Below are 16,543 nucleotides of genomic sequence, written 5' to 3' on the forward strand. Positions count from 1 at the left end.
CGCCGGTCGCTTGCCGCAGGCAAGCGAAAAACCTCAGACGGGCGCTTGCCGCAGGCGGGCGACATACCTCGAACGGGTCACCTGCCGCAGGCAGGCGAATTCGGTCAGCGCTTTTTCTTGCCCTGGGACATGTTGCGCGCGGTTTCGGCGGCGGCGCGGAGTTCCTCGGCGATGTCGTCGGCTTCCTCGGGGTCGAAGTCCATCGGGATTTCCAGGTCGCCCGCAAAGATGAACAGCCGCACCATGCCTTGGTCGGTGGGGCCGATTTGCAGGTTGGCCTCGATGTCCTGTTCGTCGTTGATGCCCATGGCGATTGGTCCGATGCTTGCGGGGATATGGCCTGCAGGGGTATCCGGGGCGACAGGGTTTTGCAAGCGGAGGGCGGATGATCACGATCAGGCAGATGGCGCCGGGGGATCTGGACTGGCTTGTGGACCGCCATGCGCTGGACTACGCCCGCGACGAGGGGTTCGACGCCAGTTTCGGCGCCTTGGTGCGGGAGATTCTCGAAGGCTTCGCGGCGGGGCATGACCCGGCCTGCGAGCGGTCCTTCATCGCCTGAGAGGACGGGCAGCGGCTGGGGTCGGTGTTCTGCGTCAGGGGCGGCGCGCCGGAGGTGGCGAAGCTGCGGCTGTTCTTCCTGGTGCCCGAGGCGCGGGGCAAGGGGCTGGGCAGGCGGCTGTTGTCCGAGTGCACGGGATTCGCGCGGGCGGCGGGCTATCGGCGGATGGAGCTGTGGACGCACGAGAGCCACCGCGCCGCCTGCGCCCTGTACAAGGCGACCGGCTGGCAGCTGGTGCGCAGCGAACCGAAGGTCAGTTTCGGCGTGCCGGTGGTGGAGCAGGGCTGGGAGCTTGACTTGTTCCCGGCGGAGTGAAAAAATTCCGATGTAACGGCTTGCAATCCCGCGGCGCAGTTTGTAAATCGCCGCCAGTGCCGCCTTAGCTCAGTTGGTTAGAGCGCCTGATTGTGGATCAGGAGGTCCCCCGTTCGAGCCGGGGAGGTGGTACCACTCTCTTTCAGTATGATGTCTCGAAAGACTTTGTCGAGGGCCCCGGATGGGGCCTTTTGTGGTTTTCGCGGGTTTGTCCGGTGGCCGGTCAGGCGCCGAGGGTGCTGGCGATCTGGTAGGTCAGGAAGGCCGCGATGTAGGCCAGCGCGAACATGTAGGTGACGGCGACCCACATCCAGAGCGCGCGGCCGGTCTCGCGCCGGATGACGGCGAGGGTGGAGAGGCACTGTGGCGCAAAGACAAACCAGGCCAGCAGGGACAGGGCCGTGGCGAGGGGCCATTGGCTTGCGATGACCTGCGCCACGTCGGCGTCCGATTGCAGCGCGTAGACGGTGCCGAGGGCGGCCACGACGACTTCGCGCGCGGCCATGCCGGGGACGAGGGCGACGCTGATTTCCCAGGTGAAGCCAAGCGGCGCGACGAGCGGTTGGATCAGTTGGCCGATCCACGCGGCGGCGCTGTAGGCGATGGCCGGTTCCGTGGCATCGGCGGGCGGCAGCGGGAAGGTCGAGAGCAACCAGATCACCACCGTGGCCGCAAAGATGATCGTGCCCGCGCGGCGCAGGAAGGCCCAGGCGCGCTGCCAGAGGCCGAGCAGCAGGCCCTTGGGGCGCGGGAGCTTGTAGTCGGGAAGGTCGAGCATCAGGGGCGCCGCGATCTCGTGGCGGCGAAAGAGCATGCGGATGGTCCAGGCCACCGCCAGCCCGCCGAGGATGCCTGCGGCGTAGAGGCCGAACATGACCAGCCCCTGTAGCCCGATGCCGGGGGCAACCTGTCGCGCCGGGATGAAGGCGCCGATCAGCAAGGTATAGACCGGGATCCGCGCCGAGCAGGTCATCAGCGGCGCGATGAGGATCGTGGTCAGGCGGTCCTTGCGGTCGTCGATGACGCGCGCCGCCATGATGCCTGGAATCGCGCAGGCAAAGCTGGACAGCAGCGGGATGAAGGCGCGGCCGTGCAGGCCCGCGTGGCCCATGACGCGGTCCATCAGGAAGGCGGCGCGGGACATGTAGCCCAGATCCTCGAGCGCGAGGATGAAGGCGAACAGGATGACGATTTGCGGCAGGAAGATCACCACGCCGCCCACGCCCGCGATGACCCCGTCGACGAGGAAGCTTTGCAGCAGCCCGTCGGGCAGGGTCGCGGTGAGGGCGTTGGCGATGGCGTCGAACAGGGCGGTGATCGCGTCCATGATCGGCGCGGCCCCGGCAAAGACCGCCTGGAACATGGCGAAGAGGATCGCCAGCAGGATCACCGGGCCAAGCACCGGGTGCAGCACGAGGGCGTCGATGCGCGCGGTCCATGTGCGTGGCGGCGGCGGGATGTGCACGGCCTGGGCGATGATGCGGTCGGCCTCGCGCAGGGCGTCGCGCAGGTCGGCGGCGGAGGGGTGATCCCATTCGACCGGGCCACGCGGCGGGATGCCGGCGCTCAGCGTCTTGTCGAGCAGCGCCCAGAGGTCGGCCATCCCGGCCTTGCGCACGGCGGTGGAGGCGACGACGGGCAGGCCGATCCGGGCCGAGAGCGCCGCGAGATCGATGGTCACTCCCCGCGCGCGGGCGATGTCGATCATGTTAAGCACCAACACAACGGGCAGGCCGCAGCGCTTGACCTCTTGGGCGAGGCGCAGGCCGGGGCGCAGGTGCGTGGCGTCGGCCACCACCATCAGCAGGTCGGGCTGCGTGTCGGCGCGCGCGCCCAGGATGACGTCGCGGGTGACTTCTTCGTCCGGGCTGCGGGCGCGCAGGGAATGGGTGCCGGGCAGGTCGATGACGGTCAGGCGCTGGCCGGTGGGCGTGACGGCGGTGCCGATCTTGCGTTCGACGGTGACGCCGGAATAGTTGCCGACCCTTTGGTTTGCCCCGGTGAGCGCGTTGAACAGCGAGGTCTTGCCACAGTTCGGCGCGCCGACGAGAGCAACCGAGGGGGCCGGAGCCGCCTCGGGGCGTGGTGCGGTTGCGGGGTCGGTCATTCGACGAGCAGCACCGATGCGTCGCGGCGGCGCAGGGCCACGGTGGCGTGGCCGACGCGGACGGCCATGGGATCACGGCCAAAGGGGCCTTCGTGCAGGACCTCGACCTCGGCGCCCTCGATGAAGCCCATTTCCAGCAGGCGGCGTTCCATTTCCTCGGGGGCGAGGCGCGAACTGCCCGAGGTCGGCAGGATGCAGACGAGGCGACCGCGGAAGCCCTTGCGGGCCTGTCCCAGCGTGGTGGAGCGGTCGAGCGCGTCGAGGGTCTGCATGTTCATGGGTGGCCTTTCCTGCGGTGGGGGCCTGCGCCGGGGGCGCTGTCCTTGGCGGGTCGTTTCCGACTTTTTCACTCAGGTGATAGCGGTTTCATTGATCCAGATCAATTAGGTCAGGAATTCCATGCGTCGATTTTCGCCGGTGCATATGCCGGTGCGCCGGAGGGGGCGGAACATGCGCGGGCAGGGTGGGGCAGCGGTGGTTGATAGGTCGTTGAGGCCGGACGGTCGGGAGATACTTTAGCGATTGCTTGACTGTCTGGGAGAAACGGCGCAACACTTTAGTCAATGGTTGAGTATTCGGAACAGATGGACCGGGCGTTTCACGCGCTGGCGGATGCAACGCGGCGGGCGATGGTCGACAGGTTGTCGCGTGGGCCTGCCTCGGTCAGCGCGCTTGCGGAGCCGTTTGATATGAGCCTGTCGGCCATCCACCAGCATGTCAGCGTGCTGGAGGCGAGCGGGCTGGTGGTGACGGAAAAGCGCGGGCGGGTCCGGGAATGCCGCCTGTCGCGCGAGGCCGTGGCGCGGGTCGAAGGTTGGCTGCGGCAAAGACGCGAGCTGTGGGAAGACCGGTTCGACGCCCTGGGCGAGATGCTTGGAGAGACTTCGGGAGAGGACGGATGATGCTGTATCACGGGACGTTCACCCTTCGGCGGGTGTGGAAGGCCGCGCCGGAGGTGGTGTTCAACGCATGGGCCGACCCGGCGCTGAAGGCGCGTTGGTTCAAGGGGCCGGACGACTGGGACGAGCGCGAGCGGCGGGTGGATTTCCGCGAGGGCGGCGAGGATGTGCTGGAGGCGCGCTTTGCCAACGGGCGGCTGTCGCGTTTCGTGGCGCGCTATCACGCGATCGAGGCGCCGTCTCGGCTGGTCTATGTCTACGACCTGTGGTCGGACGGGGCGCATACCTCGGTGACGCTGGGGTCCTTGTCGTTGCTGCCGGAGGGCGCGGGCACGCGTGTCGCCTATACGGAGCAGATCGTGTTCCTTGACGGGCAGGACGGCACGGCGGGACGCGAACACGGCACGGCCCTGCAGTATGATGCGATCGAGCAGGTGTTCGGCTGGGAGCGGTTGGCGTGACTCTGGTCATTTACGGGCATCCGTTCTCCAGCCATTGCTGGAAGGTCTATATCGCGGCGCGGGAGCGGGGGTTAGACTGGGAGGACCGGACGGTCGATCCGACGCAGCCGGAGCATCAGGCGTTTTGCCGCGCGGCGGGGCCAGGGGCGCAGTTCCCGGCGTTGCTGCATGGCGAGGTGGTGCTGGTCGAAAGCGCGGTCATCATCGAGTACCTTGACGGTCTGGGCGAGGCGGCGCCCATGGTGCCTGCGGGGGCGGCTGCGCTGGAAGCGCGGCAGATGGATGCGCTGTTCGACGACTACCTGATGGCGCCGGTGGGGCGGCTGGTGCTGGACGCGCTGCGGCCCGAGGCGGAGCGTGATCCCGTTGGGATGGCGGCGATCCGCGAGAAGATACAGGCGGCCTATGTCTGGTTCGAGGACCGGATGGCGGGCCGGGACTGGGCGGCGGGGGCCTTTGGGATGGCCGATTGCGCGGCGGCTCCGGCGCTGTTCTACGCGCATTGGGTGGAGCCGATTCCGGAGGGCTGTCAGGCGCTGAGGGCCTATCGGCGGCGGTTGCTGGCGCGCCCGTCGGTGGCGGCGACGGTGGACGGCGGGCGGTTCTTCCGGCCGTATTTCCCGGTGAAGGGGCTGGCGGATCCCGACCTCGGGTGAGCGGCTGGAAATGGCCGACGCGGCGCGGGTTTGACGCGGATCATGGCGGGGCGGTGTCGGCGTCCCCATGTTCAGGGGGAAAGGAGGTGCGTCATGATCGAACTGATGACACCGAGGGGCGTGACGCCCATGGAGGTCCGCTTTGGCGGCAAGATCACCGATGACGACTACGAGGATGTGCTGGTGCCCGCCCTCGAGGCGGCCATCGAGGCGCATGAGCGGGTGCGCGTGCTGGTGATCCTGGAGGATTTCGAGGGTTACGAACTGGAGGCGCTGGTGGACGACGCACGCACCGGGCTGAAGCACTGGTCCGGGTTCGAGCGGGTCGCGCTGGTGAGCGGGTCGAAGCGGTTGAATATGGTGATCCGGGGGTTCTCGGTGCTGTATCCCTGCCCGGTGGCGATCTTTGCGCCCGGAGAAGAGGACGCGGCGCGGCGCTGGCTGCGGGAGTCGCTGGGGGCGATCCACCAGGAGGACCTGGGCGGCGGGGCCTTGCGGATCGGGTTGCTGGGCAAGCTGGACGCCGAGGCCTATGCCGGGGCGGCGGAGGGCATCGACGCCTTTGTCCGCGCGCATGACGGGTTCCGGCTGTTGCTGGACCTGCGGGAGTTCGACGGCTGGCAGGGGCTGGGCGCGCTGGCGCAGCATTTCCGGCTGGTGCGCGATCACAAGGGCGCGCTGGTGAAGGCGGCGATCGTCGGCGATGCCGGGTGGCAGAAGCTGGCGGTGCGCGTGGGCCGCGAGGTGCTGGGCGTCGAGGCGGAGTTCTTTGAGGCCGCGCGCATCGAGGCGGCGAAGGTCTGGCTGAAGGCGTGAGGGATTTGGCCCGGGCTGTGGCCCGGGGCGGCGTGCGAGCGGATGCGTGGCGGGTTTGCCGGGCGATGTGACGTTGCGGAAAGCGCGTCGCGGTTGCAGAAAGCGTGGCTTTGAGGTGACTTGTGTCGCCGCGTTGCCCGCGGTCACGGCGAAGTGACTCCCAAGTGAGCAGGGCGCGCGGGACGCTGGCAGCATCAGAAAGGACTGCCATGACACATCTGACTCGCCGGGGGGTGCTCTGCGGACTGGCCTCCATCGGCACCGCTGCCCTTGCCGCGCCGGCCTTTGCCCATCAGGTCACCCTGCCTGAACGCTTCAACCCGACCATCGTGAACACCGGGCGGACCGACTGGCTGCCCGGGGAAATCCATGTCGTGCCGGACGAATTCTATCTTTACCTGATGTACGAAGCCGGGGCCGCCTATCGCTATGGGGTCGGGGTCGGTCGCAAGGGGCTGTACGAGCCGGGCGTGTTCACCGTGGCCCGCAAGGCGGAGTGGCCATGGTGGCGGCCGACGCCCGCGATGATCCGGCGCGATCCCGGCCAGTACGCCAAGTACAAGGATGGCATGAAGGGCGGGCCGAACAACCCGCTGGGCGCGCGGGCGCTGTACCTTTACGACGACGCGGGGCGGGACACCTACCTGCGGATTCACGGCACCAACGCGCCTTCGACCATCGGCAGCGCAGTGTCGAACGGCTGTGCGCGACTCACCAACGAGCACGTCAAGGATCTGTACGAACGCGTGCCGGTGGGCACACGCGTCACGCTGCACCCCAAGGTCACGACCGCCTGAGACCGAGCAGGCAGGCGCGCGCTGCACGGGCCGTCTGGCGGGCCGTGTCGGGTGTCTTGTGGTCTGTGATGGGGGCAACGGTATGGCTCTATGTTTTCAAGGATGGCAGGCAGGCATCAGCGCATCGGATGCGATGATGGTGATCCGGAGGTGCTTCGGCGGCGAGGACGGGCGTCCGGGCGCATGGGGTGGCGGCGGGCGTTTCCCGGCGACGCATCCTCAGGCAGGGGCGTGGCGTTGCCAGTGCGTCCCGGCTGCGGCCTCCAATCGGTCCGTTTCGGCTAGGCGTCATCGGAATTGCTGCGTTGCGGCGGAACCCTTCGGGGGCGGGGCCGTTGGTCTGGGCAACGGCAGGAGATGCGCGGATGTTCCTTGAAATGATGACGGCGGCCAATCAGTGGCAGAGCGTGGTGCTGACGGGCGCGCGGATGATGGCTTCGGCGGGGGTGGTGATCCAGGTGCGGGTGGCGCAGATGGCCCTCGGCATCATGCGCCCGGTGGAGTTCAGCCGGATGGTGCTGGAGAAGCCTTCGGCCTTTGCGCGGTCGGGCGAGATGGCGATGCGGGCTTTGGCCGGGAACAAGGGCTATGCCGTGGCCATGGCGGAGGCGATGAAGCCCATCGAGGCCAAGGCCAGCGCCAATGCAAAACGGCTGACCCGCGCGGCGGGGCGGGGGAAGGCGTTGCGGCGGCGGTGAACCGAACGGGGGGCCATGGCGTTGGGAAGCGACCACGATACGGAGACTTCCCCATGCGTTTTTCCTTTCTTGCCCTGCCTTTGCTGGTGGCCGGACCGGCCTTGTCCCTGACCGCCGACGAGGTTTTGCAGGCCACCTATGACGGCGGCGCGCTGCCGGATGGCCAGTCGGGGCTGACCCTGACGGTGCAGGTGCTGCTGGATCGGGCTGGGGTCTCTCCGGGGGTGATCGACGGCTACAAGGGCGGCATGAGCGAGAGTGCCTTGCGCGGCTTCGAAGAGCAGGCGGGCTTGCCGGTGGACGGTATCATGGATGCCGAGGTCTGGGCCAAGCTGGCGCGCGACGGGGCGGCGCCGGTGCTGGCGGAGTATGTCGTCACGGCAGAGGATGTTTCGGGCCTGACGGAGAGCATTCCCGACAATGTGCGCGAGAAATCCGAGATGGCGGAGTTGGGCTATACGCGGGTGTCCGAACGGCTCGCGGAGCGGTTTCACATGGACGAGGACGTGCTGAAGGCGTTGAACCCGGACGCGCAGTTCGTCGAGGGCGAGACGCTGATGGTGGCCGACCCCGGCGCGCCGCTGGAGGGCGAGGCCGCGCGGATCGAGATCCGCAAGGGCGCGCAGCGGGCGGTGGTCTACGACGGCTCGGATGCGATCATCGCCAATTACCCGGTGGCGATCGGGTCGGACGAGACGCCCTCGCCGTCCGGGGCGGTGGAGGTGACGGCGGTCGCCATGGACCCGACCTACAGCTACAACCCGGAGGTGAATTTCGAGGCCGATGGGGTCAAGGAGGCGCTGACGCTGCCGCCGGGGCCAAACGGCCCGGTGGGGACGGTCTGGATCGACCTGTCGAAGCCCACCTACGGGCTGCATGGCACCGACACGCCCGCCAAGCTGTTCATCCACCAGAGCCACGGTTGCGTGCGCTTCGCCAACTGGGACGTGGAGGAACTGGCGCATATGGTGTCGCAGGGCGTGGCGGTGGAGTTTGTCGAGTGAGATGGCTTTGGGTGCTGGCGGCTGTTGGCGTGGCGGGCGGCGTCTGGGCGCAGGGGGCGCCCGAGGTGTCGGTCAGGCCAGAGGGGCGACCGGAGGGGCATCCGGAGGCGGGGGCTGAGGACTCCGGGCCGGGTGAGCAGACTGGCGCGGGTGAGCAGGCTGGCGAGGCCGAGCAGACTGGCGAGGCTGAGGAAGCGGTGTCCGATGCCTTGGCCGAGGTGCCGGGAATGCGCGAGCAGCTGAACATGTCACGGGCGGATCATGCCGCCTGTCTGGCAGTTCTGGACGGCTTGGGCGTGGTTTATTCCGAGCCTGCACCGATCATTCCCGAGGATGACCGTGATTGCGGTATCCTGCGGCCTGTTGCCGTGACGGAGATCGCGCCGGGGGTGGAGATCGCCCCGCCCGCCGTCGTCCGATGCGAGACGGCGGAAGCGATGGCGCTGTGGGTGAAGGATTTCGTCCTGCCCGCGGCGGCGCGGATGGAGGATCGCGGCGCGCTGCGGGCGATCCGCAATGGCTCGGGCTATGTCTGTCGGCGGCGCAACAATCTGCCGGATGGCAAGCTGTCGGAACATGCCTTTGGCAATGCCTTCGACGTGATGGGGTTCGAGTTCGCCGAGGGGCCGCCGATCCCGGTGCAGCCGCGCGAGGCGGAAGGGACCATGGCGGAGGCCTTCCAGGACGCTGTGCGGGCCTCGGCCTGCATGGAGTTCACGACGGTGCTGGGGCCGGGGTCGAATGCGACGCATGAGGACCACCTGCATCTGGACATCATCGCCCGGTCAAGCGGGTATCGGTTGTGCGAGCAGGGGCCGGGGGCGCAAGAGTAGGTTTGCGGTGGGTGTTGCTGCGTGGGTCGCCGGGGCTCTGCCCCGGACCCCGAGGGTATTTGGGAAACCAAAGAAGGGGGGCGGGCGCGCCTTGTTTGTGGGCCGGGAGAGCAGGCTGGGGAATATGAGAAAGGCCCCGCCGGGTGGTGGGGCCTTTGGTGTTTCAACTGGCGCATCAGGCGCGGCGGATCATTCCGCCGCGATGGCCTGATCGAGGTAAGCCAGCAGATTTTCCGGGGAGGATTCGCCGTAGGGGTCCTCGTGGCAGTTGTCCATGAGGCCGGGCTCTTCGAACCAGGCTTCGATCACGCCGTCGTTGACGATGGCGGCGTAGCGCCAGGAGCGCAGGCCGAAGCCGAGGTTGTCCTTGCGCACAAGCATGCCCATGCGGCGGGAGAACTCGCCCGCGCCGTCCGGGATGACCTGCACGTTCTCGATGCCCTGCGCCTTGGCCCATTGGTTCATCACGAAGCTGTCGTTGACCGACAGGCAGTAGATGGCGTCGATGCCGCGCTTCTGGAAGTCGGCGAAGCCGTTTTCGAAGCCCGGCAGCTGGTAGGTGGAGCAGGTGGGGGTGAAGGCGCCCGGCAGCGAGAAGAGGATGACGCGCTTGCCCGCGAAGTAATCCGCGGTGGTCCTGTCCTGCCAGCGGAAGGGGTTCGGGCCTTCGATGCTGTCGTCGCGCACGCGCGTGTGGAAGGTGACGGCGGGAAGCTTGGTTCCGGCTTTCATGGTCGGTCTCCTGTCGCTTGGATGTGTTTCAGGGTCCTGAGTGCGCGGCTCGCTGCGGCGCGTCAATGCGCGCGCTGCGCATAGCGGGTATGCGTGTCATGCGGTTGTGGCGAAAGGTGAATTTTCGCGCTGCATTGCGGCATTGGAGGGCGTCGAGAAGGGGGTTGCCGGGGATTGGCAGAACGCTTAACGTGTTAAGTGTTGTGGCGCGCGGAGGCGGACATGGAGTGGGATGAGTTCGAGCGTTGGGGCGCGAAGGCGGCGGAGTTTGGCGCGGACTATCACCGGGGTTTGCGCGACCGTCCGGTGCGGCCGGATGTGCAGCCCGGGGAGGCGGCGGCGCTGCTGGCGGCGGCACCGCCCGAGGCGGGCGAGGGGATGGAGGCGATCTGGGCCGATTTCCTGCACGTCGTGCCGGATCGGCTGACCCATTGGCAGCATCCGCGCTTCTTTGCCTATTTCCCGGCCAATGCCGCGCCGGTGTCGATGCTGGCCGAGATGCTGGTGAGCGTGATGGCGCCTCAGTGCATGTTGTGGCAGACCTCGCCGGTGGCGACCGAGATGGAGGGCGTCATGGTGGACTGGCTGCGGCAGGCCATGGGTCTGCCGGAGGGCTGGTCGGGGGTGGTGCAGGATTCGGCGTCCTCGGCCACCTTGTCGGCGGTGTTGACCATGCGCGAGCGGGCGACGGGTTGGACGGGGAACCGGGAGGGCTTGTCCGGCAAGGGGGCGCTGCGGGTCTATTGTTCGGCTCAGGCGCATTCGTCGATCGACCGGGCCTGCTGGGTGGCCGGCATCGGGCAGGAGAACCTGGTGAAGCTGCCGGATACGGGTGCGCCTGCCTACGGCGTGGATGTTGCGGCGCTGCGGGCGGCGATCGCGGCGGATCGGGCGGCGGGGCATGTGCCTGCCGGGGTCATTGCCGTGACCGGGGGCACCGGGATCGGGGCCTGGGACGATCTGGCAGCGGTGGGCCAGGTGGCCGCCGACGAGGGGCTGTACCTGCATTGCGATGCGGCCTGGGCCGGGTCGGCGATGATCTGCCCGGAGATCCGCGCCGAGATGTGGCGCGGGGTGGAGATGTGCGACTCCATCGTCTTCAACCCGCACAAGTGGCTGGGGGCGCAGTTCGATTGTTCGGTGCAGTTTTTGAAGGACCCGAAGCAGCAGGTCGACACGCTGAAGATCGAGCCGGAGTATCTGAAGACCACGGTCACGTCGGGGGCGTCTCCGGTGGTGAATTACTCGGAATGGACGATCCCGCTGGGGCGGCGGTTCCGGGCGCTGAAGCTGTGGTTCCTGTTGCGGTATTACGGGCTGGAGGGGCTGCGGGGGCGGCTGCGCAACCATGTGGCCTGGGCGGGCGAGGTCTGCGAGGGTCTGCGGGCGCGCGGCTTTGAGATCGTGACGGAGCCGATCCTGTCGCTGTTCACCTTCCGCGGGCCGGGAGACGATGCGGCGCAGCAGGCGCTGGTGGATGCGATCAACGCGGATGGGCGGATTTACGTCACGCAAGGCCTGCATCGCGGGCGCAAGGTGGTGCGCTTTGCCGTCGGGCAGTTCGACTGCACCCGCGAGGACGTGATGATGGCGGTGGAGGTGATCGCGGAGCTGTCGGCACGCAGAGCCGGCGGCTGACCGGGGCGGCGTGTCTGCTGCGCGGCGCAAAGGGGGCTGCGGCGCGCACGGATTGCGGGAATCTCTTGTCAGGGTGTCTATTCAGGGTGCATGCTGTGCAGATTGAAACATCTGCCGCTTGCGAGGTGCGCCGATGGAAGGACATTTGCTTTGTGACGCTTTGTGTAGCTTTACGCCGCCGGATCAGGATGCGGTCGACCGCCATCTTGAAGCTTTTCCGGCCCATGAGCACCGCGAACGGCAGAGGGATTTCCTGCTGGCCGCAATGCCGCGCGCGCCCTCGGTGCACCATCCGCAGTCGAGCGCGATCTGCATCTTCTGCGGCAAGACCAAGGACCGCAGGTCGCTGCAGCTGGACCACCTGATCCCGTACCTGCTGTATGTCCGGTACAAGCTGTACCTCGACAGCGCTGCCCTGACGCGGTCTTTCGGTTCGCATGGGACACCACCGTGGCGTGCGCATTTCGAAGACCCGGAAAACCTTGTGCTGGCCTGCGGCAAGTGCAACCGGGCCAAGAGCGACGGCTTGCCCGACAGGGTTCGTGACATGCGCTTTGGCCGCGCGAGGCCTTTTGACGCCGCGAAGCAGACATTGGCGAGGTTGCGGCGCCTCGGCACGCCCCTGGCGGCCGCGGAGGCGAAGGTCAACGCAAGCATCGAAACCATGAAGGCGATCCGCCGCGCGGCGAAACACGCGCCGACCGGCTGGATGCTGCGGCACGGCAACGAGCCGCTGACCATGGCCGACCGGCTGGAGACACACGCAACCGACAGTCCGGTGTATATTCGCCGCCAGATCAATACCGCCATTGCGGACATCATCAAGCACCCCTCGCTGCAGGCCGGCTTCCTGACCGTTTACCAGTCGCAGCAACCGCCCGACCTGCCGACCGAAGAGAGGGACCGGCGGGTGTGCTTCCTGTGCTTCGGGATTTTCAACAAGCAGAGTTTCGACATCGATCACGTGAAGGCCGTGGGGCGCAGCGCCACGAAGGAGATCTCGGCCAGGACCATGAACGACGTCGACAATTTCATGCCTCTGTGTTCGCATTGCAACCGGAGCAAGGGCAAGCATCCGCTGACCGCCGAGAAGCTGCATTCGCTGATCCGCAAGCGCAAGACCCAAGGGTTGCCGGGGGTCGAAGAGTATCTGGATGCGCGGCAGATGTCGGAGGCGATGGACAGGCGCAATACATTGATGTTGCGCGCCATGAGCAAGACGACGCGGCGCGACGTGCAGGTGGGCCATGAGCACACGCGCGAGGACGCGCTGGAGTTTCTCTATCCGGGAGAGGAGGACCTGTCGGATATTCTGGGCAAGCGTACAACGGTGCCGATCCAGAGCCGCAAGAAGCTGAAGGTGCGCAAGAAGGACAAGGACGAGGCGCCGTTCCACTTCGATCCCGGCGATGAAGGGCTGATGTAGGGGCGCTGCGCTGGCGTGTTGCGGCCAAGAGCTTTCGTCGAAAGCTCTTGGCGCGGGCACATCCTTCGGTCGAAGGATGTGCGGTGGCGCGCGCCGTGGGGCTCAGTCGAGGCTGAGGGTCTTGCGCAGTTTGCCTGTCGCGCGGTCGAAGATCAGGATCTGGTCGCTTTCCGTCACCACGGCGTACCAGTCGGTGCCCTGCGTGTAGGCGGTGGCCTTCTCGCCCGACGGCAGGGTGATGACCTCTGGCAGCGGGGCCTGCGCCTTGCTATAGCGGTGCCAGATCAGGCCGAAGATCCCGACGATCCCGGCCATCATCACCACCATGAGCAGCGTGACCATCGCTTGCAGGATGCGCAGGCCGCGCGGTTGCACGAATGGCTGCTCGGTTTCAGGATCAGGACCGTTGTCAGGAGACACCATGGATCGCCTTTGCGTCATCATCACGGCCAACCCGCCGCCGCGTCTTGATAAGGCGCTGGCGCGCGATGTGCCAGAGGAAGCGTCCCTGTCGCGGACACGGCTGGCGAAGCTGATCGCCGAGGGGGCGGTGACGCGCGGGGGCGAGGTCCTGAGCGATGCCAAGGCGAAGGTGGCCGAGGGCGACGAGATCTGGATCGATGTGCCGGAGGCGGAGGATTACGATGTCCTGCCGCAGGATATTCCTTTGGACGTGGTTTACGAGGACGACGACCTGATCGTGGTGAACAAGCCCGCGAGCATGGTGGTGCATCCGGCGCCGGGGTCGCCCTCGGGGACGCTGGTGAACGCGTTGTTGCATCACTTTGGCGGGAACCTGTCGGGCGTGGGGGGCGAGAAGCGGCCCGGGATCGTGCATCGGATCGACAAGGACACCAGCGGTTTGCTGGTGGTGGCCAAGTCGGACCGGGCGCATCACGGGTTGGCCAAGCAGTTCGAGAAGCACACGGCGCGGCGGGCCTACCTGGCGCTGGTACACGGCGTGCCGGATGTGGGTGACCCGCGGCTGATGGGGACGAAGGGGGTCTCGGCCGCGCCCGGGGGCGAGATCACGATCACCTCCGGTTTGGCGCGGCACAGGACGGACCGGCAGAAGCAGGCGGTGTTCTTTGACGGGCAGGGGCGGCACGCGATCACCCATGCGCGGATGCTGGAGGTCTTTGGTGAGCCGCCCTGCCTGACGCTGGTGGAATGCCGGCTGGAGACGGGGCGGACGCATCAGATCCGGGTGCATATGGCCCATGCCGGGCACGCGCTGGTCGGCGATCAGACCTATGGTGGGCGGCGTCGGTTGAAGGAGAGTGCCTTGTCGGAGGAGGGGTTCGCGGTCGCGGACGCCTTTGACCGGCAGGCGTTGCACGCGGCGGAGCTGGGCTTTGAACATCCCGGCACCGGGGAGGAAATGTTGTTCGAGGCGCCCTTGCCCGAGGATATGGCGCGGTTGCTGGAGGCGTTGCGGGGGTAGGGTTTCGCCCTGGCTGCACCAGGGCGACCGGCGCGCCCGTTCCGGGCGCGTTGGGGGCGCTGCCCCCAAACCCCCGAGGGTATTTGTATCAAGATGAAGGCAGGGGCGCGGCGCGATGTTCAGAGGCGGGCGCGGGTGAGGAGCCAGAGGGCGAGGGCGGTCTCGGTCACGATGCAGAGCAGGTAGGCAGGCTCCAGTGTCGTGGTCCAGTGGGGCGCGGCGAGGCGGGTGAGGCCGCCCGTGATGTAGACGAGGCCGGAGGCGGCGAGCATTGGCGGCAGGGCGCGCGGGATGGCCGTGGCGCGCAGCAGGCTGGCCATGAGCAGGCTGTTCACGCCGAAGAGGATGAGGCCGATGTCGTAGCCGCTGGCGTGCATTTGCGCGAGGGTTGCGGCCAGGGCCGGGTTGGACTCGATCAGGGCGGGAACGGCGGAGAGCAGGATGAGGCTGGTGCCGATCAGGCTGGCTTGCAGCAGGCGGAAGATCATGGCGGCGAGGGCGCGGGTTGCGTGGACGGGCTGCAGGAACTGGTAGAAGGCCACCGCCAGCGCGATGTCGGCAAGGATCATGACAACGTCGGCCAGCATGCTGTGGCGTAGGGCCGGGATGTCGGCGGGCGTGAGGCCGTCGACGAGGGCCGGGCCGCGCAGAGCGAGTTCGGCGGTGAGGCCTGTAACGATGATCACGAGATAGAGACCTCCCGCGAGGCGGGCAGTATCTGTGCGTGAATGCGCGGAGTGGGTTATATTTTCTGCGATATGTGCGGCGGCTGGCATGGTGTATCTCCGGTCAGGACAGTTGATCGGAGGGTATGTCAACGGTTTCGGTATGGGTATTCGCAGATTTCGCATCTTTTTCATGCAAAAACGCATGATTTTGCGGTGCGAGCGACGGAACCCAAGCACGTGTACGTGATAGCGTATGACAGTGGGTGCTTTCGGGCTGCCGAGGCGTAAAGGAAACCTTAACCTCCGCGCAACGTTTGGATGTTAAGCATCTTGAAACCACGACATCGGCTTCCCATCTGGATGTTAAGCCATGTTACATGACATGAGAAAGGGACAGGCATGAGCAACTATGCAAATCTCCCGGCCCCCTCGCCGGAAGCCGGTCTGAGCCGGTACCTGTCGGAAATCCGGAAGTTCCCGCTTCTGGAGCCCGAAGAAGAATACATGCTGGCGAAGCGCTGGGTCGAGGACGAGGACAGCGCCGCCGCGCACAAGATGGTCACGTCGCACCTGCGGCTCGCGGCGAAGATCGCCATGGGCTATCGCGGCTACGGCCTGCCGCAGGCGGAGGTGATCTCCGAGGCGAACGTTGGCCTGATGCAGGCGGTGAAGCGGTTCGACCCGGAGAAGGGCTTTCGCCTGGCGACCTATGCGATGTGGTGGATCCGCGCCTCGATCCAGGAGTATATCCTGCGGTCGTGGTCGCTGGTGAAGCTGGGCACGACCTCGGCGCAGAAGAAGCTGTTCTTCAACCTGCGCAAGGCCAAGGCCCGCATCGGCGCGCTGGAGGACGGTGATCTGCGGCCCGAGCATGTGCAGAAAATCGCCACCGATCTGGGCGTGTCCGAGGACGAGGTCATCAGCATGAACCGGCGCCTGTCCGGGGGCGATGCGTCGCTGAACGCGACGGTCGGCTCCGAAGGCGAAGGGACCATGCAGTGGCAGGACTGGCTGGAGGACGAGGACGCCGATCAGGCGGGCGATTACGCCGAGCGTGACGAGATGGAGGCGCGCCGGGCCCTGCTGGTGCAGGCGATGGACGTTCTGAACGACCGCGAGAAAGATATTCTCACGCAGCGTCGCCTGTCGGAGGAATCGATCACGCTGGAGGACCTGTCCGCCCAGTATGACGTCAGCCGCGAGCGTATCCGTCAGATCGAGGTGCGCGCCTTCGAGAAACTGCAGAAACGGATGCGTGAATTGGCAAAAGACCAGGGCATGCTTACATCTGCCTGAGACACGGGATCGGTTGAGCGGCCGGTTCCGGACAGACCCGGAGCCCAAGACTTCCCTCACACGTTCAAAGGCACGGGCCTGGCCCCCGTCGGAGAGATCCGGCGGGGGTTTTTACGTGTCCGAGGGCGCGCGCGGTTTCGGGCCGCCCGGCCTTGCGCCGCGCATCCGGGGTGTGACGCAAAATCGTTGCC

General features: G+C 66.9%; 20 protein-coding genes and 1 tRNA gene. 15 read left to right on the forward strand and 6 right to left on the reverse strand.

Annotated elements, in window-relative coordinates; translation table 11 throughout:
• Nucleotides 1–104: 104 nt before the first annotated feature.
• Nucleotides 105–308: a DUF6324 family protein gene (locus ACP16H_RS11680; protein ID WP_425072474.1), complete on the reverse strand. Its 204-nt coding sequence runs from the start codon at nt 306–308 to the stop codon at nt 105–107.
• 77 nt (nt 309–385) lie between these two features.
• Here ACP16H_RS11680 and ACP16H_RS11685 point away from each other — a divergent pair, with 77 nt between their 5' ends.
• The 3 genes from ACP16H_RS11685 to ACP16H_RS11695 all read left to right on the forward strand — a co-directional run bounded on the left by ACP16H_RS11685 (nt 386) and on the right by ACP16H_RS11695 (nt 1,012).
• On the forward strand, nt 386–562 hold the full coding sequence (locus ACP16H_RS11685) for a hypothetical protein (protein WP_425072475.1): 177 nt from the start codon (nt 386–388) through the stop codon (nt 560–562).
• A gap of 15 nt (nt 563–577) precedes the next feature.
• Nucleotides 578–877, forward strand: a complete 300-nt coding sequence (locus ACP16H_RS11690) for a GNAT family N-acetyltransferase (protein ID WP_425072728.1) — start codon at nt 578–580, stop codon at nt 875–877.
• Between the two features lie 58 nt (nt 878–935).
• Nucleotides 936–1,012, forward strand: a tRNA-His gene (locus ACP16H_RS11695).
• Between the two features lie 88 nt (nt 1,013–1,100).
• Here ACP16H_RS11695 and feoB read toward each other — a convergent pair.
• Both feoB and ACP16H_RS11705 read right to left on the reverse strand, forming a co-directional pair.
• Entirely contained in the window at nt 1,101–2,984 is a 1,884-nt protein-coding gene (feoB, locus tag ACP16H_RS11700) for a ferrous iron transporter B (RefSeq protein WP_425072476.1), read from the reverse strand.
• The gene (locus ACP16H_RS11705) at nt 2,981–3,262 is read right to left on the reverse strand and encodes a FeoA family protein (RefSeq protein WP_425072477.1); all 282 of its coding nucleotides are present in this window, start codon (nt 3,260–3,262) and stop codon (nt 2,981–2,983) included. The genes feoB and ACP16H_RS11705 overlap by 4 nt, the downstream gene beginning before the upstream one ends.
• Before the next feature lie 285 nt (nt 3,263–3,547).
• On the opposite strand from ACP16H_RS11705, the gene ACP16H_RS11710 reads away from it, so the two are divergent.
• From ACP16H_RS11710 to ACP16H_RS11745, 8 genes are all read left to right on the forward strand, one after another.
• Complete coding sequence (locus ACP16H_RS11710; protein WP_425072478.1) at nt 3,548–3,886, forward strand: ArsR/SmtB family transcription factor; 339 nt, start codon at nt 3,548–3,550, stop codon at nt 3,884–3,886.
• Entirely contained in the window at nt 3,883–4,344 is a 462-nt protein-coding gene (locus ACP16H_RS11715; protein WP_425072479.1) for an SRPBCC domain-containing protein, read from the forward strand. Before ACP16H_RS11710 ends, ACP16H_RS11715 begins: the two co-directional genes overlap by 4 nt.
• Nucleotides 4,341–5,000: a glutathione S-transferase family protein gene (locus ACP16H_RS11720; RefSeq protein ID WP_425072480.1), complete on the forward strand. Its 660-nt coding sequence runs from the start codon at nt 4,341–4,343 to the stop codon at nt 4,998–5,000. Before ACP16H_RS11715 ends, ACP16H_RS11720 begins: the two co-directional genes overlap by 4 nt.
• 93 nt (nt 5,001–5,093) lie before the next feature.
• The gene (locus ACP16H_RS11725) at nt 5,094–5,816 is read left to right on the forward strand and encodes an STAS/SEC14 domain-containing protein (protein WP_425072481.1); all 723 of its coding nucleotides are present in this window, start codon (nt 5,094–5,096) and stop codon (nt 5,814–5,816) included.
• Between the two features lie 209 nt (nt 5,817–6,025).
• Complete coding sequence (locus ACP16H_RS11730) at nt 6,026–6,613, forward strand: L,D-transpeptidase (protein ID WP_425072482.1); 588 nt, start codon at nt 6,026–6,028, stop codon at nt 6,611–6,613.
• Nucleotides 6,614–6,978: 365 nt separating this feature from the next.
• Nucleotides 6,979–7,311, forward strand: coding sequence for an antifreeze protein (locus ACP16H_RS11735; RefSeq protein WP_425072483.1), 333 nt, complete (start codon nt 6,979–6,981; stop codon nt 7,309–7,311).
• A gap of 53 nt (nt 7,312–7,364) precedes the next feature.
• On the forward strand, nt 7,365–8,315 hold the full coding sequence (locus tag ACP16H_RS11740; RefSeq protein WP_425072484.1) for a L,D-transpeptidase family protein: 951 nt from the start codon (nt 7,365–7,367) through the stop codon (nt 8,313–8,315).
• Nucleotides 8,312–9,148 (forward strand): extensin family protein, encoded by an 837-nt coding sequence (locus ACP16H_RS11745; RefSeq protein WP_425072485.1) that lies wholly within the window; start codon nt 8,312–8,314, stop codon nt 9,146–9,148. Before ACP16H_RS11740 ends, ACP16H_RS11745 begins: the two co-directional genes overlap by 4 nt.
• A 189-nt stretch (nt 9,149–9,337) precedes the next feature.
• Here the strand turns inward: ACP16H_RS11745 and ACP16H_RS11750 are convergent, their stop codons facing one another.
• Nucleotides 9,338–9,880, reverse strand: coding sequence for a peroxiredoxin (locus ACP16H_RS11750; RefSeq protein WP_425072486.1), 543 nt, complete (start codon nt 9,878–9,880; stop codon nt 9,338–9,340).
• Nucleotides 9,881–10,102: 222 nt separating this feature from the next.
• Here ACP16H_RS11750 and ACP16H_RS11755 point away from each other — a divergent pair, with 222 nt between their 5' ends.
• Both ACP16H_RS11755 and ACP16H_RS11760 read left to right on the forward strand, forming a co-directional pair.
• Nucleotides 10,103–11,518 carry a pyridoxal phosphate-dependent decarboxylase family protein gene (locus ACP16H_RS11755; protein ID WP_425072487.1) on the forward strand — a complete coding sequence of 472 codons (1,416 nt, stop codon included), beginning with the start codon at nt 10,103–10,105 and terminating at the stop codon, nt 11,516–11,518.
• A 133-nt stretch (nt 11,519–11,651) separates the two neighbouring features.
• Nucleotides 11,652–12,944, forward strand: coding sequence for an HNH endonuclease (locus ACP16H_RS11760; RefSeq protein WP_425072488.1), 1,293 nt, complete (start codon nt 11,652–11,654; stop codon nt 12,942–12,944).
• A gap of 102 nt (nt 12,945–13,046) precedes the next feature.
• Here ACP16H_RS11760 and ACP16H_RS11765 read toward each other — a convergent pair whose 3' ends face one another.
• Nucleotides 13,047–13,367, reverse strand: coding sequence for a DUF6476 family protein (locus tag ACP16H_RS11765; RefSeq protein WP_425072489.1), 321 nt, complete (start codon nt 13,365–13,367; stop codon nt 13,047–13,049).
• On the opposite strand from ACP16H_RS11765, the gene ACP16H_RS11770 reads away from it, so the two are divergent.
• Nucleotides 13,366–14,388 (forward strand): RluA family pseudouridine synthase, encoded by a 1,023-nt coding sequence (locus tag ACP16H_RS11770; protein WP_425072490.1) that lies wholly within the window; start codon nt 13,366–13,368, stop codon nt 14,386–14,388. The two genes, ACP16H_RS11765 and ACP16H_RS11770, sit on opposite strands and share 2 nt — an antisense overlap.
• Before the next feature lie 119 nt (nt 14,389–14,507).
• Here the strand turns inward: ACP16H_RS11770 and ACP16H_RS11775 are convergent, their stop codons facing one another.
• A complete protein-coding gene (locus ACP16H_RS11775) occupies nt 14,508–15,164 on the reverse strand; it encodes a DUF4386 domain-containing protein (protein ID WP_425072491.1) in 657 nt (218 codons plus the stop codon).
• Nucleotides 15,165–15,455: 291 nt separating this feature from the next.
• Between ACP16H_RS11775 and rpoH the strand changes: the two genes are divergently transcribed.
• The gene (gene rpoH, locus ACP16H_RS11780) at nt 15,456–16,352 is read left to right on the forward strand and encodes an RNA polymerase sigma factor RpoH (RefSeq protein ID WP_425072492.1); all 897 of its coding nucleotides are present in this window, start codon (nt 15,456–15,458) and stop codon (nt 16,350–16,352) included.
• The last annotated feature ends 191 nt before the right edge of the window (nt 16,353–16,543 follow it).

The sequence above is a fragment of the Sagittula sp. S175 genome (assembly GCF_049800975.1).
Classification (GTDB): domain Bacteria; phylum Pseudomonadota; class Alphaproteobacteria; order Rhodobacterales; family Rhodobacteraceae; genus Sagittula.